This is a genomic window from Bacillus sp. SH7-1, from assembly GCF_008042405.1.
Classification (GTDB): domain Bacteria; phylum Bacillota; class Bacilli; order Bacillales; family Bacillaceae_G; genus Bacillus_A; species Bacillus_A thuringiensis_N.
Genome location: NZ_QNUD01000069.1, coordinates 1 through 21,875, shown reverse-complemented (window position 1 = coordinate 21,875; position 21,875 = coordinate 1). Strand labels below are relative to the sequence as shown.

The following is a 21,875-nucleotide window of genomic DNA, read 5'->3' as shown; positions in this document are numbered from 1 at the left end:
GAGGGACATTTTATTTATTTCACTTGAATGGAGATCTTGTTATTAGTTGTATTATTCTCAGTAATCGTTAATGTTATGTTCCCGGACTCTTTAAATGAGTATGATGAGAGTTGATAAAGCTCTTTTATACCGTGTTTCTCTTTTAATTTATTGGCAGGAAGTAATGTTATGTTCGGTTTCCATGTTTCCTGTTTACCTGAAGGATAGTTTACTATTATTTCTGGATTATTTAATTGTATTGGTTTCCAAGATGCAAAATGTAGCTTAACTTCTGTATCTTTTTTTAGTAATTTTTCCGAGAAATATCCAAGCTCTCCAACGTTACCGAAAACAGTAAAGTTTTGATTTTGTAATTTGATATCTAAATGTTTAGGTTGATATGTTGCTGCGTGATAGATTCCATATGAAAGAGAAAGAGTAGCGGCGATTAAAATGCTGATTGAAAATGTCTTAAAGCTATTGCCTTTAAAACTAGCCATCATGAATGAGTTTGGGGCGAACTTTTTGGCAAATAAAAATATGAGTAATATGAGTAAGAGGGATAAGCCGATGAATATATACATAGGAAATTTACACCTCCACAATAAAATAAATATATTAACTATATTTTACCATAAATGTATGGGATAGGGGTGTGTTTTAGAAGGGAAAAGTGAGCATGGAATCGAAATGATAAGGTATATGATTACGAGCGGAGTGATGAAAATGAAAATAATACAATTAATTTTTAAAGATGAAAACAAGAACAGGATAATAGGAAGGAATGTGATTGTATCCATTTGTTAATGAGTTAGATACACTACTTAGAGAAACTGGTTTTTCAAGTGTAAATTGGAGACAAACAGCTCCGTGTCATTGGGCATTAGTCGCACATAAATAGGGAATAAAGAGATGATCAGTGTACTATGATCATCTCTTTATTTTTCGCATCAAGTAAATGCAAGAAGGGTTACTCTTAGTTCGTATTGAATTAAGAGGGGAGGCTTCTCTTGAAATATTTGATTAATGGGACATTGAGGACTTTCCTATTTATTAATATTTTTTCTGCTATAATGAATGAGTAGAAAGAAAGGAGCGATCCTATGGTATTTCCTATATTAGAAACAGAACGTTTGCGTTTAGTTGAAATAGAACAATCTTATTGTCAAAAAATATATGAAATCTTTTCATTGGATGAGGTAACATGTTATTACGGTATGAATTCTTTTACGGAGTTTGGACAAGCTTCACGTATGATTGAATCTTTTTCGAAAAATTACTTCGAGAAAAAAGCAATACGATGGGGGATTGTGTTAAAAGAAACAAATACTTTAATAGGTACAATTGGATTAAATAATTTACAACTATGGAGTAAACGATCTGAAATTGGATATGACTTACACCCTCGATATTGGGGCAATGGTTATGCATCAGAAGCGGCACAAGAAATTATTCATTATGGATTTCGTGATTTAGGCTTATTTAGAATTGGTGCTATTACATACCCTGAAAATGTTACTTCTTGTAAAATGTTATCTAAAATTGGTTTTCAAAAGGAAGGCCTACTACGTGGATATATTCATCAAGGAAATAAACAACATGATGCATTTTTGTATTCTATAGTTCGAACGGATGTAGCGGATATAAATTTATAATAAAAAACCCCTCTTATAAAAGAGGGGTTAAATAAAAATTAACCTAACTTAGGTAATAAACGTTCTCCGCTTTTCATGCTACTTTTACATAAAGGGCATTTAGGCTCTTCTTCAAATGAAAAGTTCTTTCTCATCCATCCTAAACAATCCTCTGCTTCACATTCCCAGACAGGGGTTTGTTCTGGTGGTACTTCTGCTACATCGTTCTTTCGATTGCGATACATGTAACCACTCCTTTTATGTAAAAAATTTTAGTTATATATTAAAAAGGTTGTTAACCGAGCTGGTAACAACCTTTTTATTGTTTGAATTATAGCTTTACAACGTTTTTAGCTTGAGGTCCACGGTTACCGTCTTCAACTTCGAAGCTAACTTCTTGACCTTCGTCAAGAGACTTGAAGCCGTCGCCAGTGATAGCTGAGAAGTGAACGAATACGTCGTTACCGTCTGCAACTTCGATGAAACCGAAACCTTTTTCGCTGTTAAACCATTTTACTTTACCTGTTAATGTCATGGTAATGCCTCCTAAAATTTAAAAAGATTACAATATGATCGGCCTTATTTGAATGAAAAATAAAAGTTCACATATTATCAAAAACCCATAAGGAGTACAAAGTGTTCCTGATTGATACTTGATAATATGCAAAGAAAATGTATTGTTAAATTGACCTTAATTACTATCTTACAACAAATGGTGTGAAATAGCAAGTGCTGGTAATACCAGTAATAAATAGGGTGGGAAATTGGTAAAAGACACAAAGGCATCTCTTTTATTTATATATTATTCCTAATTTTGGTTTATGCTAAACTAAGAACATTTTTATTAAAAATTTGTATAAGGGAAACGATATATATTTAAGAATAATGATGGTGTATTTGTTAAGGAGGAGAGAGTGTTGCAACCTAATCAATTTAAAATAATAGAAGCAACAAAAGAAGGAAGAAGAAAAGTTCATCCAGTATTCGCTGTTATACTTGCAATTGTATTTTTGACTTTAGGTGAATTGTTCATGTTATTTATGCTATTTTTGCCGAAAGCAGAAACAATCATTATGAAAGCGATTTATAGCAACATTGAGATGATATTAACGTTTGGTGGAGCTATATTTTTTGTTTTTTTATGGATTAGATTTGTAGAGAAAAGATCATTTTCATCCATTGGTTTTTGGAGAGATCAATGGATAAGAAAATATTTGATTGGTGCATTAATTGGGTTTATTTTCATTTCGATACCAGTAATGCTACTTTTATTAATAGGAAATGTACAACTAGAAATGCAACGAATTACACCTACCACTATACTTGGAATTGTGGGATCTTTAGTTGCTTTTTTAATACAAGGTGCAACAGAAGAAATTATTGTTCGAGGGTGGTTATTTCCAGTTCTTTCTGTTAGAAGCCGTATATGGGTCGGAATTGTTGTGACTTCATTATTATTTGGTTTTCTTCATTTATTAAATCCAGGTATTACAATTCTTTCGATATCGAATATAATATTAGTTGGTGTGTTTGCAGCTTTTTACGTTTTGAAAGACAATAGTCTTTGGGGGATATGCGCGTGGCATTCGTTGTGGAATTGGGCGCAGTTTAATATTTATGGTTTTGCAGTTAGTGGAATGGCAATGTATTCTACACCACTTTTTAAACCAGTCACAAACGGATCGGAATTTCTTCATGGAGGCTCGTTCGGAATTGAAGGCAGTATCATTACAACAATAATGCTTTCTATCGCTTCAATTGTATTATGGAGACAGTTATGGGGGAGAAAAGCGAAACAACGAGATTTTAGTTAATGAAAGAGGGAGAGACTATGGGGATTATAGCTTTTGAGGGAGCAAGTGCTGTTGGTAAGAGCACAACGTGTCGTGAGTTAGAAAAGAATTATGGAGCTTATATTATACCTGAAGTGAATTTTTTATTTGAAAGACCAAAAAATGAACATAGAACATGGTATTTTGAAAAACAAGTAGAGCGCTGGAAAATAGCAGTGCAGAAGTCAGAGCAATATGAATTAGTAATACTTGATGGCGATATTTATCAGCCACTAAGTTATAATTGGTGTTTCCATTTTGAAATATTTGATCAGCCATTATCTTTAATAGAAAACTTTTATAAAGAAAAGCTGATACATAAGGAAATTGGTTTTCCTGATCAATATTTTTATTTATTTACGAATGATGAGGAACTTAGAAAACGGAAAGAATCTGATGTGACAAAAAGAAGAAGAAACTTTGAAAAACATTTACATATATCAAAATCGTTTCAACGTTATTATGAAAATTTAAATACCGTTACAGACGGGTGCTGCAAAATGATTGACGCGAAAAGTGTAAAATCGAATGAATTAGAAATTGTGAATAATTTAAACAGTCTAAATGTGTGTGAAGAGAGACGTTTTGATGTTCTGAGGTTAGATGCGATTACGAAGTGGTTAAAAGAAAATCGCGCATAAAAAGAACGAGTACCTTATAAGGTACTCGTTCTTTTTATGCATATTGAATATGTAAGTTCGTTTCATAAATTGTTTTTAAAATTTGTAAGTTTGCTTGTTCATTTTTCTGAATAGCATTTTTATATTTAGGTAAGAAGAGTTGAGAAGGATAAACTGGGAGTTCACCGCAAATATCAATACCATAGATAGATTTATTCATAATTAGAGAATGAATAAATTGTAAAAGTCTAGATAATTTCATGTGCCCTTGATTCCAATTGGTAATAGTAACTTTTGGATCTAAAACATCCTTATCAATGCTTACATATATTGTTTCTGTATGAATATGTGAAAGTATTGTATGTATGGATACTTCATGTGATATATCAATTGGAAAAACTTCTACGTATGAACAATCATTAGAATGAATTGTTAGAGAAGAAGGGCCAATAATGATTACCTTCTTTAAATTACCATTATTTCGAAGAGAAAACGATACCCAAGATCCACAGGAAATAAGAGTCTGTTCATTCGCTCCCTTTAAGTTCATATCAGTATGATGATCAAATAGTATAAGGGTAAAAGGTTTGTCCATTTCTTCTAATAGTAAATAAGATACATAATGATAATTTCCAGAGCCTATAAAAGTAATCCCTTTATTCTTTCTACGATTTAATGCTCTTTTTATATGCATTAAAGAAGTGTTTTCGCAATATAGATTTGAGTGTTCTAAATGAGTAAAATCAATATCTTCATGTGAATAAGAATGTAGTTTATTTTGTAATAAATACGTATCATCAAAGTTTAAAAAAGTTAAACCACTATACAATAAACTCATATTTATTCATCTCCTTTAAATATAAGGCTATCATTTATTTTTATAAAATTAAAATGAAATGCTTTGAGTGGAATTAGTAGTTGGAAAAAATGATCATTTTAACAGAATAATCTTTCAATTCGAAAAGAAAAGAAATACAATATAAGGAAATATATATGGTTTAGGGAATTGAGAATATGTAATAAATGAAAGTGAGACTGAAATTGAATTGAGACGAAAGTAGGTATAGATTAACTACCTGTAAAAACTCAGTTGATTTAACAATTAATCAATACTTAGAGTTATTATTTGTGAAAGGAGAATAAATGTAAGTATGAAAAAAATAATTATTTCAGATCTTGATGGGACTTTATTAAGAAGTGATAAAACAATTTCAGAGAAATCTATTAATATTTTAAGGGAATGTAAAAATAATGGATACGAACTGATTTTTGCTACAGCAAGGCCTCCAAGAGCTATAAAACAGTATATTCCCAGCGTGTTAAAGAGTGAAATTATTATTTGTTATAACGGGGCTCTAGTTCTTAAAGGTAATGATATTTTATATGAAATGAAGATTTCTAAAAATAACATTTTAGAAATTATAGAAATAGCAAAAAAGTACAATCTTCATCAGATTTGTCTTGAAATAGGTGATAAGTTGTATTCAAATTTTGATGTTACTGATTATTTTGGCAATGTACCATGTGAAATAATGGATGTAAGAGATTTAGACTTTGAAGAAGCTTCAAAAGTAATTATTTGTACTAAGGGCTCAATAAACGAGGAATTCATTAAAGAATTGCCTGATGAATGCAAGGCAGTCATTACAGATGACGGAACTTTGTGTCAAATTATGCATGCAGAAGTTTCAAAATGGAATAGTATTCAATATGTTCTACAGCACTTAAATCGAGACGTATCTGAAGTAATTGCCTTTGGAGATGACTACAATGATATGGAAATGATAGAGAAGTGTGGGATTGGTATAGCAATGAGTAATGCAGTTGAGGAATTAAAGTCAGTTGCTAAATTTATTGCTAAAAGTAACGATGAGGATGGAGTTGCTGCATTTCTAGAAAGTAAAAGTTATGTTTATGTTAATTAGTATGAAAAATAAATTGCAGCAAGCGCCAATAAAGTGATGCTACATCTGTTTTTTTATAAATAGATATTATGAATGGGATATATGGGAGGAAACAAGCAAGATGAAAACATTATTTAAAATAATAGGTATTTTAGCTGGTATGGCAGTAATTGGCGTAGGTGTAACGTATGGTATGCTGTATTATTTGAATAATAGTAAACCAGCTGCTAAAAAGGCATCACCAGCTGCTCCGGCAGTAGAAGTACTAGCTGATAGTAATGTAAAAGCTGAAGATGCAAAGCTTTTAGAAAATGGCAATCATTCATTACCGAATAGTGGATTTAATAAAAATTTTAAATGGACAGATGAGAACATACAGACAGCATTACATGAAATGGCACATCAAAAAACGAAAGCTGATCAAAAGTGGGGCTATATTTTTATTACACAAGAACGTATTGAAAGTTTACTTGATATTGTGAAGAGTAATGATCTTGTACAAGGAAATACATATGCAGACATTTTAGAGAGATGGAAACAAGGAAAATATGAAAAGATTGATTCGGATCACAATAAGATTTGGAAACTACAAAGCGGGAATTTAGGAGAAGGAAAAGGGGTAATGTCAGAAGCGGAACAAAAAGAGTTAATTAATCAAGTGTTTATGCAAAAAGGTACATATTCGGGTAGTCAATTAATTGCAGGTGGGGGACAGACTAATAAATAAGGAAATATTAGAAGAGAGTAAGTGCTTATTAAGCAGTTACTCTTTTTTGTGCACTTTTTAGTTTTCCTCTAGTAAAGAAAGAAACGATTGTAAAACAGGTGAAATCCATCTAGATTTATGATAGATTACATGGCTTTGAATAACTGTTGGAGTTTCGATAGGCTGAAAACTGAGTTGCTCTTTTTGACAACTTTCTTGTACAACGATGTAAGGAAGAATTGAAATTCCTAACTCACACATAACGGATTGTTTAATGACTTCAACGTTGGAAGTTTCAAATGTTTTAGCTGGAATATTCCCGCTTTGACGTAAAAAATGATCTACCATTGGTCTATAGCCGCAGCTTTGTTCGGTAAAAATAAACTGAGTATCCTTTAATAAACAAAACGGATTAGATTGTGTAGAATAATGGGGCGGTAAAATCCACCCAAATGTTTCATTACTAAAAGTACGCGTAATAAAATCATTATGTTCCATACTTTCTCCAATTATGAAGACAACGTCTGTTTCTCCTTCACGTAATTTTTGTAATGCTTGTTCGTTTGTGTTTGTTTCAAGTACGATATTTATTTTCGGATTTTTCTGTTTGTAAGTACGTAATAATTGTGGTAGACGGTACACTGCTAATGATTCGTTTGATGTAATACTCAATGTACCTTCTAATTGATCGGTATTTTGAGGGATTTCTTGCGCTTTTTCATAAATTGCAAGTAATTCTAAAGCATAAGGATGAAATTGATGACCTGCTTTTGTAAGAAGTACTTTTTTTCCTAACCGATCGAAAAGAGGAATATGTAAATCGTCCTCTAATGCTTTCATATGCGCTGTAACTGTAGATTGCGCATAGCCTAATGCATGAGCAGCTTTAGAAAAACCACCGTGCTTCACAATCGCACAAAATGTTTTAACATGTCTCATTTCCATAAGTAATACCTCTTTTATTATCATGATTTGTGAATGATTATATCACGTATTTCAATTTTCCAAATGATTAAATTCTTTATAAAATAAAATTGTAGAAATATTTATTCAAGTGATATTGGAGGAGAAAAGATGATCAAAAAGGGCTATCATGTAGCTGTAGTTGGGGCTACAGGTGCAGTAGGACAGAAAATTATTGAACTGTTAGAGAAAGAAACTAAATTTAATATAGTTGAAGTTACATTGCTTTCGTCAAAACGATCCGCTGGTAAGGTAGTACCATTTAAAGGACGAGAGATAATAATACAGGAGGCAAAAACAACTAGCTTTGAAGGTGTAGATATTGCCTTTTTTAGTGCTGGAGGAGAAGTTTCTAGGCAATTTGTGAATCACGCAGTTTCTAGTGGTGCCATCGTAATTGACAACACAAGTGAATATCGAATGGCACGTGATGTACCGCTTGTGGTTCCGGAAGTAAATGCGCACACTTTAAAGGAACATAAAGGGATAATAGCAGTTCCGAATTGTTCAGCATTACAGATGGTAACCGCACTTCAGCCAATTCGAAAAGCGTTCGGATTGGAAAGAATTATTGTTTCCACATATCAAGCTGTGTCAGGTTCAGGAATTCATGCGATTCATGAACTAAAACAGCAGGCTAAGTCAATACTTGCAGGTGAAGAGGTTAAGAGTACTATATTACCAGTGAAGAAAGATAAAAAGCATTATCCAATTGCGTTTAATGTACTACCTCAAGTAGATATATTTACAGATAATGATTTCACATTTGAAGAAGTAAAAATGATTCAAGAAACGAAGAAAATTTTAGAAGATCCCAATTTGAAAATGGCAGCTACTTGTGTGCGTGTTCCAGTCGTATCAGGACATTCAGAATCGGTTTATATTGAACTTGACAAAGAAGCAACTGTTGCAGAAATAAGGGAAGTGTTGCTGGATGCACCAGGTGTTATACTGCAGGATAACCCTAGTGAACAGCTGTATCCCATGCCATTATATGCAGAAGGGAAAATAGATACATTTGTCGGTAGAATTAGAAAAGATCCTGATACACCAAACGGATTCCATCTTTGGATCGTTTCCGATAATTTATTAAAAGGTGCAGCGTGGAACTCAGTTCAAATTGCAGAAACGATGGTGGCAGAGGGAATCATTTAGTATAAGAAAAAACTAGGAAACTGTTAGTGATTACAGTTTCCTAGTTTTTATTTTATAACTGTTCGCTTTATTCCAGCCGCATTTGATTTGAAAGATAGTAAAAAACATCAAGAATGAATAAAGTATATTTGGTACGATATGGATAAATTCAATAAGAGGGGGAATTAGGTGTATCAAGTAAAGGGTTATTTTTCATCGTTAAAAGGAAGTCATTATGAAATCGGTAAGCAACAAGGGGAATTTGTGAAACGACATCCTTATCTTATTCCGCAATTTATACAGAAAGAAAACTTAATATCGCATCAACATTGGACAGAATCTAGGAATATATTACATAAATATTGTCCAGGAATTAATGAAGAGATTGAAGGATTTTGTGAAGTTTTAAAAATTCCATCTGAAAATATGATGTATTATTATCAAACACTATTAAAAGCAGGTTGTAGCCATTGTGCTGTTTTACCTAAAAAGACAGATTTAAAGCATACTTATGTATTAAGAAACTATGATTTGTCACCAGTAATAGATGATATGCGCTTTTGTTCGACTCATGTTGAAGGTGCATATGCACATAGTGGCTTTTCCACTCAATATTTTGGCCGAACGGAAGGAGTTAACGAGCATGGATTATCTGTTACATTTTCAGCATGTGGCCAACCGGTAGGAAATATTGCGGGCTTAAGAAAGCCAGCGGTAAGTGGTTTACAATGTTTTGCAGTAATTCGAGTATTACTGGAGAAATGTAAAAATGTGCAGGAGGCTAAGTCACTAATAGAAGAAATGCCAATTGCTAGTAATATTAATTTAATAGTAGCGGATCCTTTAGATGCAGCGCGTATTGAAATATTTGACGGATATAAATCAATAATGACAATTGATGAGGAAAGCCAAGATTTTATCGTATCAACAAACCATGCGATCAGTTTATCTATTCAAAAATTGAATAATAGGAGAATAGAACAATCTACAAACAGATATCACACCTTGTATGAACATTTAAATCAAAATGAACAAGTGAGTATAGATTCTTTAAAAGGATTAGTAGAAAAGGAATATCCAGCAGGGCTGACAGTGCATAATTATGAAGAATGGTTTGGAACTTTACATTCCGTATTATTTGATTTACATGAATGTACAATGAATATTTGTTTCGGATCACCACTTTTAAATGACTGGTACTCGTTGGAAGTTGGAGGAAGTCTTCCTTTTTCTGAGGTGAATGTGAACTTTGAAAATAAAACTTATACTGATTTTTGGAGAGAAGAGAATAATGAATTGATTCCAAAGGGATAAATGGGATAAGATGGTAGTACCGAAGGGGGGTATGTATACAGGAGGGATTACCGATGCTGAAAATTTTGTTAACGATTGTTCTTATCATTTTTCTAGCCGTTTCGATGTATATTATGTATCAAAAAAGAAAAAAAGCAGAAATAAAAGGATTAAAAAGTGCGTTAACTTCAATTTGTTTCTTTTCACTTGCAATTTGTAATTTGTTTGCATATTGGTTTCATTTAGGTGGTATTTTTACAGTGCTATTTTCAATTGTATTATTGTTAGTTGGGGCGTATTTTACAAAATATATTCCAATTTCCAAAAAGGTGCACTGAAATTTATAGGTAATAATTTATTTCATTATGAAAAGAGATTATTCTACTAGGTCGTTATGAAACGACTTCATAGGATAATCTCTTTTGTTCGTTTAATTTTGTAAAGAATGTACGGTTAGTTTCAATTGCTTAATGAATTCTCGAGTTGCAGCACACATATATTTATCTTTTCTATAAATAAGCCCTATTTCTATTGTTGGAGTAGGATTTTCTATTTTAATAGCTTGAATGTTTTTATTTTGTAAAAAGTCTATATACGGTTTTGGTAAAACTGTAATTCCCATTCCTTTTGAAACCATTTGGATTAAAGATTCCATTGTACTAATTTCTAAAATTGGTTTTGGTTTAAAGTTAAATTTTTGACAATGAGATGTAATTAATTCGGTTAAAAAGAAATTTATGGGTAATAGAATTAAAGGGTAGTTCTGTAATTCAGCAATAGATACATGATCATGTTCAGCTAATGGATGACCGATTGGTACGACTAATGTAAGTTCACTTTTGTATAGAGGGATAGAAATAATCTCTTTATCTTGTACTGGGAGAAATGTAATGCCAATATCTAGTTCGTTTTGTAATAATTTTTCGCGGATATCTCCTGTACGAAGCCCTAATACAGAAAGTTCTATATTGGGATATAAATTATTAAAATTTAAAATAGCTGGTGGTAGTAAGTAATTCACGACGGTTAACAATGATCCAATTGTTAAGGAACCTTGCTGTAATCCGTTTAAATCTTGAATAGCAGAACGAGCTTGTTCGACTTCATGAAAAATGGTTTTACTATGCAATAATAAAATCCTTCCAGCGTCAGTTAAAGATATTTTTTTACCAATGCGATCGAAAAGCGGCATTCCTACTTCATGTTCTAAAGCACGTATTTGCTGACTTAGTGAAGGCTGTGAAATATTTAATTTCTCAGCTGCTTTTGTGAAATGCAGTTCTTTTGAAACTGCTAAAAAATATTCAAGTTGTCGTAATTCGATTTGGATCACCTCAAGTCTAATGATAGGTTTTACCTATCATTATTATATAAATAATCGGATTGAACAATGGTTTTTTAGGTTTTATAATCATCTTTATATAACAGAGATAGTTGTGAAAATAAATCGAGGGAGTAAATTCATGTAACACCTTAAAAGGAGGAAATAGAATGACAAATGAATATCAAATATTATCTTTAAATATAGGATTACCAAAAGAGGTTACGTACGGTGGAAAGGTAATTCATACAGGTATTAATAAAAAAGAAGTAAAGGAACCAGTATTTTTATCCTATGTAAAATTTAATGGAGATGGGCAAGCGGACTTAGTCCATCATGGAGGAGTAGATAAAGCAGTTTGTGTTTATACTGGTGACCACTATCCATATTGGGAAAAAGAATTGAATCAAGTTCTTGTGTATGGGGCCTTCGGAGAAAATATAACAGTGAGTGGCATGCGAGAAGAGGATGTTTGTATTGGTGATACATTTCAAATTGGAGAAGCAATTGTACAAGTAACACAGCCAAGACAACCTTGTTTTAAATTAGCTAAGAAATATAATATCCCCAAGTTACCACTATATTTTCAAGAAACAGGATATACAGGGTTTTATTTTCGCGTAATAAAAGAAGGGTGGGTATCACCTGTTGATACGTTAAAGTTACTGAAGTCTGATCCAAAAGGAGTTACAGTAGCATTTGCTAATCGTATCATGCATAAGGAAAAACAAAATATGGAAGGGCTAAAAAGGATATTAGAAGTACAGGCACTTTCTACTAGTTGGAGAAATACATTTGAAAAGCGAATGAGAGGAGAAGAAATTAACACGAAGGAAAGACTAGAAGGAAAAAATTAATAAAAAAATATTTATTTATAAATGGTGCATTTCTATTAGTAAAAACGAATTAGAAAGCACTATTTTTATATAATTAACTTATTAATATCCAAAAATCTTAATATTGTTTTATTCAACTTGTTTTCGAATAGTCGAAACATAAAATTAATTAGACTATTTTTTTATATTTTATGATAGTATATTGATTGGTAAGACCTATAACTTTAAGAGCAGGTTATATAACTATATCTAATTTGATGGAATTAATATATGGAGGGACAACATGGGGAATGTTGAAAATTTTGAAAAATTTCTTTTAGAAGAACCGAAAAGAGAGCAGTTATTTCCTTTATTTGAAGAAGTGTTTGGGATTACAACTCAAACATTAAATGATTTTTCGGAGAAAGGATATTGGGATGATACATATAAAGCTTTATCATTTTTACAAGAAGATGAAGTAATTGCAAATGTTGCGGCATTTTCGCTGCCATTACTAATTAATGGTGAAAAAATAAATGCAGCGGGTATTCAATCAGTAATGACACATCCTAATTTTCGTAGACAAGGGCTAATGACACAATTAATGAATAAAATGATAGAAGAAATCGATAAGAAATGTGAATGTGCATTATTGTTTACGGAAAAACCTGAACTGTATACATCATTTGGATTTAAAGTTGTGCAGGAATATTTGATGACTATACCATACGAAAATAATAAAAACGATTCACTACTTAGAAAATTAGATTACTATAATGTAGGTAATAGGCAGTTAATACATGAAACTATTGATAGCAGCCAAAGACTTTCAAATAATTTTTCAACATTAAACTTCCATCCTTCGTTTTATTTGAATATATACGACTCGGAATGGAATGAGAAATTGTATTATTCAGAGAAACTAGATGCTCTAATTGTGTATGAAGTAGATAATGAAAAGTTGAAATTATATGGAGTGTTTGCACCAGTAATTCCAGTTTTAGATGAAATATGCGGGGAAATCGCTGAAAGATTTACAGAAATCGAATTCTACTTCTCTCCAGATCAATTAGGGGTTGAGGATGTACAGTTTACAGAATTACAGTCAAGTAAGTATTTAATGGTTCGAAGTAATAGAGAGTTGGATTTGAAAGGTTATAAATTCCCAGTATTAGTAGAATTTTAAATGTGCATATAGATGCTTTATTATGGAGGAACTATGAAAATATCACATATACCAGAACATATTGAGCAACTTACTATAATGAATGTACCTGAATATTATAAGCTAAATAACAATCATGCGCTTATTGTCCGCTCGAAAGCCGAAACAGATTTTTGGCTTAAAACACATTATGGTTTCGAAGTAATGAATGGTCATGTATTTTATACTGAGACGATGACAGACTTTCAAGCTGAAGTTCAATTGCGTATGAATCCAAATTCAAAATTCGATCAAGCTGGTCTTTTTGTTATGATTTCGGAAAAATGTTGGTTGAAAACTTCATTAGAATATATTCCAGATGGTCCATCACATTTAGGAGCTGTCGTAACGAATAATGGATATTCCGATTGGTCCACACAAGACTTTCCGACAGAATTAGCTACCCAACAACTTCGTTTTCGAATTGTTCGTAAACGTGGTGATTATACAATATATGTGAAGAAGATCCACCAATGGGAACAAATAAGAATCGCTCATTTGATGGAGGATATAGGAAATGAGCCTGTTAAAATAGGTTTTTACACGTGTAGTCCTTCTAAAAATAATGGATTTGAGACTGAGTTTTTAGATTTTACAACTGAAAAAATATAGATGAAAAACCGTGTTCTTTTCAATAAGAATGCGGTTTTTATATTTATATAATACAAAGCACATTTATTGACCTAAAAGTCATTAATGCTTATCATTTAATGATGTTAAATATTAATTTACATAATATAATAAAAGTAAGAAAGAAATTACAAACTATATCGCTTAAATAAGGGGGGATATGAATTATTCAGTGGTAATTTCATGGGAAAAGGAGATTATGTATGAAATCATTTCGCAAATTATTACAGTATTTAAAACCATACATGTTCTTCGCTATTATTGGACCGCTATTTATGGTACTTGAGGTTGCGATGGACTTAATTCAACCGACTATTATGCAACATATTATTGATGTTGGGATAGCAAATCGAGATATGAATTATGTAATAAAAATGGGGCTTCTTATGATAGGAGCAGCGGCACTCGGTTTAGTTGGAGGACTTGGGTGTATGATGTATTCTACAAAAGCAGCTGTTAATTTCGCTACTGACATACGAAAAGATGTGTTTGCGAAAATAGAAACATTTTCTAGTGAAAATCGTGATTCGTTTGGAACTGGAAAATTATTAACAATTGTGACAAATGATGTCACTTCTATTCAATCGGCGATGACGATGACATTACGTGTTCTTGTTCGTGGTCCTTTGTTGTTTATTGGAAGTATAATAATTGTTTTTGTAACTGCGCGTGAGTTATTTCCTATATTACTCGTAGTCGTTCCAATTTTATTACTTGCGATTATATTTATTGCAAGTAAAGCAAGTGGGACGTTCAAAAAAGTGCAAGAAGCATTAGATAAAGTGAATACAAAGTTACAAGAAAACTTATCTGGGGTACGTGTGATTAAAGCGTATGTAAGACAAAAATATGAAATTAATCAGTTTGGAAATGTTAATACAAATTTAACGAAGATAAATATTCGAGCGGTGCAGCTTATTTCCTTGATGATGCCAATCATTATGTTAGTTGTAAGCGGCGGGATTGTCGCAACATTATGGATTGGTGGAGAAAAAGTATTTAATGAAACTCTTCAAGTAGGGGCTATATTAGCGTTTATAAACTATTTGAATATTATTTTAATGTCTCTTATGTCTATAAGTATGGTATTTATGCAAATCGCGCGAGCATTTCCGTCTGCGGATCGTGTACAGCAAGTATTAAATACTGAGGTTGATATTATAAGCGAAACAAATGCGCTTGTACCTAAGCAAATCGAGGGACATATTGATTTTAAAAACGTTAATTATAGTTACACGAAAAATAATGAATATGTTTTAAAAGATATTTCATTTCGCATATGTAAAGGTGAAAAAGTAGGGATTATCGGTTCTACTGGAAGTGGTAAATCTACTTTAGCGAAACTGTTACCACGTTTATACGATGTTGATCAAGGTGAAATATGTATTGATGGAATAAATGTTAAGGCATACGATTTACAAAAACTTCGTGGTTCAATAGGTTTTGTACCTCAAAAAGCATTGTTGTTTTCAGGTAGTATAGAAGAGAACTTACGTTATGGAAAAGAAGATGCAACGAAGGACGAACTGGAAGTTGCGGCTTCATCAGCTTGTGCGACTGAGTTTATTAACAAGCTGGAAGATTCTTATCAATATCATTTAACACAAGGTGCGACGAATTTATCAGGTGGACAAAAACAGCGTGTATCAATTGCAAGAGCGCTTGTGAGAAAGCCATCTATTCTTGTATTAGATGATTCTACATCAGCAGTGGATGCTAAATCAGAATCTAACATTCAATCGGCATTAAGAAAAGAATATAAAGGAACAACGACATTATTAATTGCCTCTAAAATCTCATCAATAATAGATGCTGATAAAATTCTCGTTTTAGATAACGGTGAATTAGTTGGTGATGGTACGCATGAAGAACTGTTAGAACAATGTGAGGTATATCAAGAAATCTATCTTTCCCAAGGTGGCAATTTACATAAGGAAGGTGGGAAAGAACATGCGTAATTTTCAAGGGCAATTTGCAAATAAAGATGGACGTAACGCACCTAAGAGCGGGAAAGCTAATAATACGAAAGGAACTGTAATGCGAGTATGGAACTATATGGGGTATCAAAAGGCTGCTCTTACGTTCGTTATATTTTTAGTATTTGTAACGACGTTACTTGGTTTATTAGGTCCATATTTAATGGGAGTAATTATCGATCAATATATTGTACCAAAAGATTTAAGCGGTACGGCGAGAATGTGTTTGTTACTTATCGCGATTTACGGTGTAACGGTATTGTTAACTTGGTTACAAACATTTGTCATGGTTAACGTTGCATTAAAAACGATACAAAAAATACGACAAGATATTTTTGAGAAAATCCAAACGCTTTCTTTACGGTTTTTTGATGTACGTTCTCAAGGGGATTTAATGAGTCGTGTGACAAATGACATAGATAATTTGAATCAAGCGTTGACACAAAGTGTTGTACAAATTATTTCATCAGCATTAACCTTTATAGGTGTAACGATTGCGATGTTCGCATTAGATTGGATTTTAGCGATTGTTACTTTAATTACAGTACCTATTATGTTTTTCGTTACAAAAAAACTCGTGGCTTATAGTGGTAAAAACTTTGCAAAGCGTCAAAAAGATTTAGGAGAATTAAATGGATTTATTGAGGAAGCTATAACAGGAGCGGATGTTACAACGTTATACGGAAAAGAAAAAGAAACTGTACAAAATTTCAATAAAATTAATGAACAACTAAGAGTTTCAGCTACGAAGGCGGATACATTTTCAGCCTTTATTTTTCCGAGTATGAACTTTATTAACAACTTAGGCATGGGACTTGTAATTGGAACTGGATCAGTAATGGTTTTAAATGGAATGACTACAGTAGGTGTCATTGCGGCGTTTATTAATTATTCTCGTCAATTCTCAAGACCACTCAGTCAATTTGCAACTTTAATGAATACGATTCAAGCGGCAGTTGCTGGTGGAGAACGTGTCTTTGAAATTATGGATGAAGTACCGGAAATCCAAAATAAAAAAGATGCATTCATTGTACAAAATTTACAGGGGCATGTTGAACTCGAGAATGTTTCGTTTGGGTATGAGGAAAATAAAACGATTTTAAAAGAAGTAAGTCTTAAGGCGCAGCCAGGGGAGACAATTGCTTTAGTTGGTCCAACTGGATCGGGCAAAACAACAATCATTAATTTGCTAACGCGTTTTTACGATATACAGCAAGGGAAAATTCATATCGATGGAAAAAATATAAAAGATTATAATATTAATTCGTTGCGAAGTAAAATAGGAGTAGTCTTACAAGATACGTATTTATTTGCTGGGACGATTATGGATAATATCCGTTATGGTCGATTAGATGCTAGTGATGAAGAAGTAATCAATGCAGCTAAGGCAGCATCTGCACATTCTTTCATAAAGCATTTACCGAATCAATATGAAACAAAAATTGCTTCAGAAGGATCGAATTTAAGTCAAGGACAGAAACAACTTCTTGCGATTGCAAGGGCAATTTTAGCAGATGCAGATATATTAATTCTCGACGAAGCGACATCTAATATTGATACAAGAACAGAATTACAAATTCAAGAAGGATTGAACAATTTAATGAGAGGTCGAACAAATTTTGTAATCGCTCATCGACTGAAAACGATCGAAAAAGCAGATCAAATTCTTGTTATAAAAGATGGTAGTATTTTGGAAAGAGGGAATCATGAATCTCTCATGGAAGATAGAGGGTTTTACTTTGATCTGTATACGAGTCAGTTTAAAATTTAATAAGAATTTTGATATAGTGCGGTTTCTCTAGAAAGGGGAAACCGCACTTTTATATTTATAAAGATAATTAGAAATATAGACTTGAATTTTTTTGATACACGAATTGTTAGCAAATACTAGCAACTTCAGTGCCAGACGGAAGAAATAATTTACGTGGTATTGTAATAATCTCAAGAGCCATCTGGGCTGAATAGAGAAGTATTGGAGTTAACTCTAAAGCGTGTGTTAATAATAATATAAAGCTTGTTAGGATTGCAAAGCTTCCCCAAAAGAAACTTTTTGAAGTGTTACGGAAATCTTTTATTAAGGAAAAGAAAGAAAAAAATGCTGTAACAATGAGAATTAAAAATTTATACTTATCAGCCATTAAACCCCTCCTAAAGAACAATAACTTATATTATAGCGTATTTTTCTTTATTATTATAAAAAGATTTTAAAATGAATGATAAAAAAAGTAGATGCCGCAACTTAAAGTATTAGTTGAGGGTATTATTTTTGATTTTTTCATTAAAAAAAAGATTAGCGCCCTATTTATTATTTGCAAGTGTTGTACTGGATATTTGACCGGACAATAAGACGAGCTTTGAATATGTTAATAAAAAAGGGGGTGTTGAAAAATGGCTAAATATAGTTTGCATGCAGGTCATAACAGTATTGTACAAGGCGCGAATTATGGGAATCGGAAAGAACACATTATGGATCGCCAAGTTAAGGATGCGGTTGTTGCTAAATTAAGAGCATTAGGGCATACAGTTTATGATGATACTGATGAAGTAGGGACAACGCAGGCACAAAATTTAAATAACATCGTATCAAAAACAAACTCACATGATGTAGACTTAGTAGTTTCATTTCACTTAAACTCATATGATACGAAAGCAAATGGTGTTGAAGTACTTTACTATGATCAACAAGCTTTATCAGCAAAGATAGCAGCACAACTTTCAAAAGATATTGGCTGGTCAAATCGTGGTGCAAAGGAACGTAAAGACCTTTATGTGTTAGCGAATACGAAAGCACCTGCAATCTTAATTGAACTTGGATTTATCGATAATGAAGCAGATATGGCAAAATGGAATCCAGATAAAATTGCAAATTCAATTGTTTATGCATTAACTGGGCAATCTGGTGGGACAACTCCGCCATCCAATAAAAATATCATTCAATCAGGAGCTTTTTCACCGCATGAAACACCGGATGTAATGGGAGCATTAACGTCCCTAAAAATGACAGCAAACTTCATCTTACAATCTGATGGTCTAACATATTTTATCTCTGAACCAACCTCAGATGCGCAACTTAAGGGAATGACAGATTACCTTGATCGTAAAGGCTGGTGGTATGAAGTTAAGTAAAGATTTTAGTTTAGTGGAACAGGATATTTAAAAATCAATCGACCCTAAAAGGAGGATTACTTATAATGAGTAATCCTCTTTTTAAAATTTTTATTTCGGCCTAAAACTAAATAAGTAATGCATGTAAGTGGGATATTAATTAGAAATATAATCTATATTTGTAAAACATACTTTTAATAAGAAAAATGTAGAATTTGAATTTAATTGACTACTATTGAAATTGCACTGAAAACTAATAAAATGGCCATAATGATGTTAAATGATTTAGTATGCTTCAACAAAAGTTTTTGAAACACGGAACCAAATAAGCTCCAACTAAATGTGCTCATTAATCCAACTACACCTAGAAATAATGAAAAAAGTAGATAACTTGAATATGAATTGTAGTAAGGGAGAATAAAAGTGGATACTACAGTTAGTCCGAATAGTATCCCTTTAGGATTAATAAACTGAAGGAAAATCCCCACTGTAAATAAATTTTCAGTATATTTTTCATCGGGATCTGTGCTAGTTTTACTAGTGAGTATTTTAAAAGCTAAATATAGCATATATGCTACACCTAAAATTTTCAAAGGAAATTCGATTATGGGTAGGATTTTAATTAGTACAATATTAAAGAAACTACATAAGGAAGTGAGGATGAAAAAACCGAAAGCTACTCCGAAGCAAAATTGCATACTCCTTTTTAAACCATGTTGATTGGCGTATGTCATAGCTAAAAAATTGTTAGGTCCGGGTGTGAAGCTACTTATAAAAACAAATAACAAAAAAGAAAAAATAGGCATTTCAAAACCCCCTAGTTATTTCGTATGTTATAATGACCGAAAAGAACAATATAACGTGCGCTTTTTATTATACATAACGATCGTTATATTGTACATAGTGTAGGAGTGTTTCTTATGGAAGAAATTCAACTTATTTTGGCGAAAAATTTAAAGACAATACGAGAGAAAGAAAAATTAAGTTTAGAAAAGGTTTCTCAATTAACAGGTGTGAGTAAAACGATGATTGGACAAATTGAAAGAGGAGAGTCAAGCCCAACATTAACAACGATATGGAAAATTGCGAATGGTTTGAAAGTGTCTTTTACTTCTTTAATCAATAATCCGCAACCGGATACGAAAGTTGTTTTACGAAATGATATTCAAGTATTATCAGAAGACAAAGGGAGGTATAAAGTGTATCCTTCTTTTCCTTTTCAAGATGATAGGAACTTTGAAATCTATACGGTTGAAATTGAAACAGAAGGAAAGTTAAATTCAGAAGGGCATAAAGAAGGGACTGAAGAATTTATAACGGTGTTTGAAGGGGAATTGACAATTGAAATAAATGATTGTCAATATAAATTAAATAGCGGGGATTCAATTCGCTTTAAGGCGGATAGACCGCATTCCTATTGTAATTTTGGAAGAACGCTAACTCGGTTAAGTATGACCATTTATTATTCAACTTCATAAATTTACAGCTGCATTAAAAACAAAAAAAGGCGTAATGATAAAAACCATCATAAGAGATGGTTTTTATTTTTTATAATCCACAAAAAAAGACACTCATTTGAGTGTCAACATAGTATTGCTCTCGCGTATAGGATTGGAGTATGTTTCACAAATACGTTTTGAGATGGTTCGCATTTGAGAAACTATTTTCATATTTAATGTAACATTGGCAGGGAGGAGTGTAAATTGATAATGTATATACGGAAAATTTAGTATAGATACTTTGTACTATGAATATAGTACAAAGTGTTTCTTATTGCATAATCACTTTCGTGAAGTTATTAAAATATAAGCTTAAGGAATGACGTAATAGTTATTATTTTAGCAGTTAAGAATGATTATTATAAAAAAGAACGAATCATTTTTTAATCGATTCGTATAATTGTTAAAGAGGCACCTGTTGAACCACCTCCAACTAAATTAACTATGGATAATACGTCGGATAGTTGAAGGGAAATTGTATTACCAGCAGTTAAATTAATTATTAAATTATTATTATAATTTGAAGTTGATAATGCGGGAGAAAAATAGATCCGGAAAGTGGAGTCGAAGAGTTTAATAGTAGCCTTGTACCAGCAAGTAGTGCAGTTGTTGTATTAACTTGATAGGTTAAATAATATCTCCCAGTAACAGGAATTGTAAATATATCATTTGAAGCATTCACTGTAAAATTACCGAGACTTTGGTTATTAGAAAGTGGAATATTAGTTCCGCCTAATATAACTGAAATGGGACCAACTGACGTATTATTAGCGAACATGGAGTTTGTTGTAATATTAGGCCCAGTAGGACCTGTAAGTCTGTATGGAAGAATAATTTCAAGAGCTAGTGATAATAGTCCTTTTTTCATTTTTTCATTCTTATCTTGAATGTAAATCACCTCATTTTTAAATTAGAACGTAACCTATTTAGTATTTTGAAATGGAACTATCATTTTATTATATTAATACTATTAGTTATAGCAACGGTAAAAAGTTTACTATATGTAAAATCATTTGAGTATAAAAACGTAGTTATGGAGTTTTTCTAAAATGATAGATGTTTTATTTTGTTAATTAGTAAACAAAATGTGGAATGAGGTAGTAAATTGAACCGCAATGAAAAATTCTCTTTGAATAAAGGTATGAAAAGACCAGAAAATATTGGACCTACTTTTCCGGTTCTTCCGCCAATTTATATTCCAACAGGAGCAACAGGTCCAACAGGAGCAACAGGGGTAACAGGTCCAACAGGTCCAACAGG

The 21,875-nt window shown here is 32.2% G+C and carries 24 protein-coding genes and 1 pseudogene; 16 read left to right on the top strand and 9 right to left on the bottom strand.

The window, feature by feature from the left end; genetic code table 11:
- Positions 1-14 precede the first annotated feature (14 nt).
- Entirely contained in the window at positions 15-563 is a 549-nt protein-coding gene (locus DN390_RS30250; protein WP_147809341.1) for a hypothetical protein, read from the bottom strand.
- Between the two features lie 519 nt (positions 564-1,082).
- Here DN390_RS30250 and DN390_RS30245 point away from each other — a divergent pair.
- Positions 1,083-1,634: a GNAT family N-acetyltransferase gene (locus DN390_RS30245; RefSeq protein WP_147809340.1), complete on the top strand. Its 552-nt coding sequence runs from the start codon at positions 1,083-1,085 to the stop codon at positions 1,632-1,634.
- Positions 1,635-1,672: 38 nt separating this feature from the next.
- On the opposite strand, the gene DN390_RS30240 is transcribed toward DN390_RS30245, so the two are convergent.
- Both DN390_RS30240 and cspD read right to left on the bottom strand, forming a co-directional pair.
- Positions 1,673-1,858 (bottom strand): cold-shock protein, encoded by a 186-nt coding sequence (locus DN390_RS30240; RefSeq protein WP_000286198.1) that lies wholly within the window; start codon positions 1,856-1,858, stop codon positions 1,673-1,675.
- Positions 1,859-1,944: 86 nt separating this feature from the next.
- A complete protein-coding gene (gene cspD, locus DN390_RS30235; RefSeq protein ID WP_000176365.1) occupies positions 1,945-2,148 on the bottom strand; it encodes a cold-shock protein CspD in 204 nt (67 codons plus the stop codon).
- A 382-nt stretch (positions 2,149-2,530) separates the two neighbouring features.
- Between cspD and DN390_RS30230 the strand changes: the two genes are divergently transcribed.
- A complete protein-coding gene (locus tag DN390_RS30230; protein ID WP_147809339.1) occupies positions 2,531-3,427 on the top strand; it encodes a CPBP family intramembrane glutamic endopeptidase in 897 nt (298 codons plus the stop codon).
- Between the two features lie 17 nt (positions 3,428-3,444).
- Positions 3,445-4,086: a nucleoside/nucleotide kinase family protein gene (locus DN390_RS30225; protein ID WP_147809338.1), complete on the top strand. Its 642-nt coding sequence runs from the start codon at positions 3,445-3,447 to the stop codon at positions 4,084-4,086.
- A 34-nt stretch (positions 4,087-4,120) separates the two neighbouring features.
- On the opposite strand, the gene DN390_RS30220 is transcribed toward DN390_RS30225, so the two are convergent.
- The gene (locus tag DN390_RS30220) at positions 4,121-4,903 is read right to left on the bottom strand and encodes an arginase family protein (protein ID WP_147809337.1); all 783 of its coding nucleotides are present in this window, start codon (positions 4,901-4,903) and stop codon (positions 4,121-4,123) included.
- Between the two features lie 313 nt (positions 4,904-5,216).
- On the opposite strand from DN390_RS30220, the gene DN390_RS30215 reads away from it, so the two are divergent.
- The gene (locus DN390_RS30215; protein WP_060630818.1) at positions 5,217-5,990 is read left to right on the top strand and encodes a Cof-type HAD-IIB family hydrolase; all 774 of its coding nucleotides are present in this window, start codon (positions 5,217-5,219) and stop codon (positions 5,988-5,990) included.
- Positions 5,991-6,090: 100 nt separating this feature from the next.
- Positions 6,091-6,696 (top strand): PRK06770 family protein, encoded by a 606-nt coding sequence (locus DN390_RS30210; protein ID WP_063225032.1) that lies wholly within the window; start codon positions 6,091-6,093, stop codon positions 6,694-6,696.
- Positions 6,697-6,753: 57 nt separating this feature from the next.
- Here DN390_RS30210 and DN390_RS30205 read toward each other — a convergent pair whose 3' ends face one another.
- Entirely contained in the window at positions 6,754-7,620 is an 867-nt protein-coding gene (locus DN390_RS30205; protein WP_147809336.1) for a LysR family transcriptional regulator, read from the bottom strand.
- 129 nt (positions 7,621-7,749) lie between these two features.
- Here DN390_RS30205 and DN390_RS30200 point away from each other — a divergent pair, with 129 nt between their 5' ends.
- The 3 genes from DN390_RS30200 (at position 7,750) to DN390_RS30190 (ending at position 10,403) form a co-directional block, all read left to right on the top strand.
- Complete coding sequence (locus tag DN390_RS30200; RefSeq protein ID WP_147809335.1) at positions 7,750-8,793, top strand: aspartate-semialdehyde dehydrogenase; 1,044 nt, start codon at positions 7,750-7,752, stop codon at positions 8,791-8,793.
- Positions 8,794-8,961: 168 nt separating this feature from the next.
- The gene (locus DN390_RS30195) at positions 8,962-10,086 is read left to right on the top strand and encodes a C45 family autoproteolytic acyltransferase/hydrolase (RefSeq protein ID WP_147809334.1); all 1,125 of its coding nucleotides are present in this window, start codon (positions 8,962-8,964) and stop codon (positions 10,084-10,086) included.
- Positions 10,087-10,139: 53 nt separating this feature from the next.
- The gene (locus tag DN390_RS30190; protein WP_147809333.1) at positions 10,140-10,403 is read left to right on the top strand and encodes a hypothetical protein; all 264 of its coding nucleotides are present in this window, start codon (positions 10,140-10,142) and stop codon (positions 10,401-10,403) included.
- A 92-nt stretch (positions 10,404-10,495) separates the two neighbouring features.
- Here DN390_RS30190 and DN390_RS30185 read toward each other — a convergent pair whose 3' ends face one another.
- Positions 10,496-11,398, bottom strand: a complete 903-nt coding sequence (locus DN390_RS30185; RefSeq protein ID WP_060630824.1) for a LysR family transcriptional regulator — start codon at positions 11,396-11,398, stop codon at positions 10,496-10,498.
- Positions 11,399-11,556: 158 nt separating this feature from the next.
- On the opposite strand from DN390_RS30185, the gene DN390_RS30180 reads away from it, so the two are divergent.
- From DN390_RS30180 to DN390_RS30160, 5 genes are all read left to right on the top strand, one after another.
- Complete coding sequence (locus tag DN390_RS30180) at positions 11,557-12,243, top strand: MOSC domain-containing protein (protein WP_147809332.1); 687 nt, start codon at positions 11,557-11,559, stop codon at positions 12,241-12,243.
- A gap of 262 nt (positions 12,244-12,505) precedes the next feature.
- Positions 12,506-13,387, top strand: a complete 882-nt coding sequence (locus DN390_RS30175; RefSeq protein WP_147809331.1) for a GNAT family N-acetyltransferase — start codon at positions 12,506-12,508, stop codon at positions 13,385-13,387.
- A 33-nt stretch (positions 13,388-13,420) separates the two neighbouring features.
- Positions 13,421-14,017 carry a DUF1349 domain-containing protein gene (locus tag DN390_RS30170; protein ID WP_097949396.1) on the top strand — a complete coding sequence of 199 codons (597 nt, stop codon included), beginning with the start codon at positions 13,421-13,423 and terminating at the stop codon, positions 14,015-14,017.
- Positions 14,018-14,238: 221 nt separating this feature from the next.
- A complete protein-coding gene (locus DN390_RS30165; RefSeq protein WP_147809330.1) occupies positions 14,239-15,993 on the top strand; it encodes an ABC transporter ATP-binding protein in 1,755 nt (584 codons plus the stop codon).
- Positions 15,986-17,782 (top strand): ABC transporter ATP-binding protein, encoded by a 1,797-nt coding sequence (locus DN390_RS30160; protein WP_147809329.1) that lies wholly within the window; start codon positions 15,986-15,988, stop codon positions 17,780-17,782. The genes DN390_RS30165 and DN390_RS30160 overlap by 8 nt, the downstream gene beginning before the upstream one ends.
- A 106-nt stretch (positions 17,783-17,888) precedes the next feature.
- Here DN390_RS30160 and DN390_RS30155 read toward each other — a convergent pair whose 3' ends face one another.
- On the bottom strand, positions 17,889-18,149 hold the full coding sequence (locus tag DN390_RS30155; RefSeq protein WP_147809328.1) for a hypothetical protein: 261 nt from the start codon (positions 18,147-18,149) through the stop codon (positions 17,889-17,891).
- Between the two features lie 250 nt (positions 18,150-18,399).
- On the opposite strand from DN390_RS30155, the gene DN390_RS30150 reads away from it, so the two are divergent.
- Positions 18,400-19,137 carry an N-acetylmuramoyl-L-alanine amidase gene (locus tag DN390_RS30150; RefSeq protein ID WP_060630831.1) on the top strand — a complete coding sequence of 246 codons (738 nt, stop codon included), beginning with the start codon at positions 18,400-18,402 and terminating at the stop codon, positions 19,135-19,137.
- A 200-nt stretch (positions 19,138-19,337) separates the two neighbouring features.
- Here DN390_RS30150 and DN390_RS30145 read toward each other — a convergent pair whose 3' ends face one another.
- A complete protein-coding gene (locus DN390_RS30145; protein ID WP_147809327.1) occupies positions 19,338-19,922 on the bottom strand; it encodes a LysE family transporter in 585 nt (194 codons plus the stop codon).
- 114 nt (positions 19,923-20,036) lie between these two features.
- Here DN390_RS30145 and DN390_RS30140 point away from each other — a divergent pair, with 114 nt between their 5' ends.
- The gene (locus DN390_RS30140; protein ID WP_147809326.1) at positions 20,037-20,594 is read left to right on the top strand and encodes a helix-turn-helix domain-containing protein; all 558 of its coding nucleotides are present in this window, start codon (positions 20,037-20,039) and stop codon (positions 20,592-20,594) included.
- A 404-nt stretch (positions 20,595-20,998) separates the two neighbouring features.
- Here DN390_RS30140 and DN390_RS30135 read toward each other — a convergent pair.
- Positions 20,999-21,513, bottom strand: a pseudogene (locus DN390_RS30135) (BclA C-terminal domain-containing protein).
- 243 nt (positions 21,514-21,756) lie between these two features.
- Here DN390_RS30135 and DN390_RS30130 point away from each other — a divergent pair.
- Positions 21,757-21,875, top strand: a 119-nt coding sequence (locus DN390_RS30130) for an exosporium leader peptide-containing protein (protein ID WP_304521086.1), incomplete at its 3' end; no start/stop codon positions are given.

Excerpts from the sequence above, each read along its gene's own strand:
- DN390_RS30250 (WP_147809341.1), bottom strand. The coding sequence starts at position 563 with ATGTATATATTCATCGGCTTATCCCTCTTACTCATATTACTCATATTT.
- DN390_RS30245 (WP_147809340.1), top strand. The coding sequence starts at position 1,083 with ATGGTATTTCCTATATTAGAAACAGAACGTTTGCGTTTAGTTGAAATA.
- DN390_RS30240 (WP_000286198.1), bottom strand. The coding sequence starts at position 1,858 with ATGTATCGCAATCGAAAGAACGATGTAGCAGAAGTACCACCAGAACAA.
- cspD (WP_000176365.1), bottom strand. The coding sequence starts at position 2,148 with ATGACATTAACAGGTAAAGTAAAATGGTTTAACAGCGAAAAAGGTTTC.
- DN390_RS30225 (WP_147809338.1), top strand. The coding sequence starts at position 3,445 with ATGGGGATTATAGCTTTTGAGGGAGCAAGTGCTGTTGGTAAGAGCACA.
- DN390_RS30220 (WP_147809337.1), bottom strand. The coding sequence starts at position 4,903 with ATGAGTTTATTGTATAGTGGTTTAACTTTTTTAAACTTTGATGATACG.
- DN390_RS30215 (WP_060630818.1), top strand. The coding sequence starts at position 5,217 with ATGAAAAAAATAATTATTTCAGATCTTGATGGGACTTTATTAAGAAGT.
- DN390_RS30210 (WP_063225032.1), top strand. The coding sequence starts at position 6,091 with ATGAAAACATTATTTAAAATAATAGGTATTTTAGCTGGTATGGCAGTA.
- DN390_RS30205 (WP_147809336.1), bottom strand. The coding sequence starts at position 7,620 with ATGGAAATGAGACATGTTAAAACATTTTGTGCGATTGTGAAGCACGGT.
- DN390_RS30200 (WP_147809335.1), top strand. The coding sequence starts at position 7,750 with ATGATCAAAAAGGGCTATCATGTAGCTGTAGTTGGGGCTACAGGTGCA.
- DN390_RS30190 (WP_147809333.1), top strand. The coding sequence starts at position 10,140 with ATGCTGAAAATTTTGTTAACGATTGTTCTTATCATTTTTCTAGCCGTT.
- DN390_RS30180 (WP_147809332.1), top strand. The coding sequence starts at position 11,557 with ATGACAAATGAATATCAAATATTATCTTTAAATATAGGATTACCAAAA.
- DN390_RS30175 (WP_147809331.1), top strand. The coding sequence starts at position 12,506 with ATGGGGAATGTTGAAAATTTTGAAAAATTTCTTTTAGAAGAACCGAAA.
- DN390_RS30170 (WP_097949396.1), top strand. The coding sequence starts at position 13,421 with ATGAAAATATCACATATACCAGAACATATTGAGCAACTTACTATAATG.
- DN390_RS30165 (WP_147809330.1), top strand. The coding sequence starts at position 14,239 with ATGAAATCATTTCGCAAATTATTACAGTATTTAAAACCATACATGTTC.
- DN390_RS30160 (WP_147809329.1), top strand. The coding sequence starts at position 15,986 with ATGCGTAATTTTCAAGGGCAATTTGCAAATAAAGATGGACGTAACGCA.
- DN390_RS30155 (WP_147809328.1), bottom strand. The coding sequence starts at position 18,149 with ATGGCTGATAAGTATAAATTTTTAATTCTCATTGTTACAGCATTTTTT.
- DN390_RS30150 (WP_060630831.1), top strand. The coding sequence starts at position 18,400 with ATGGCTAAATATAGTTTGCATGCAGGTCATAACAGTATTGTACAAGGC.
- DN390_RS30145 (WP_147809327.1), bottom strand. The coding sequence starts at position 19,922 with ATGCCTATTTTTTCTTTTTTGTTATTTGTTTTTATAAGTAGCTTCACA.
- DN390_RS30140 (WP_147809326.1), top strand. The coding sequence starts at position 20,037 with ATGGAAGAAATTCAACTTATTTTGGCGAAAAATTTAAAGACAATACGA.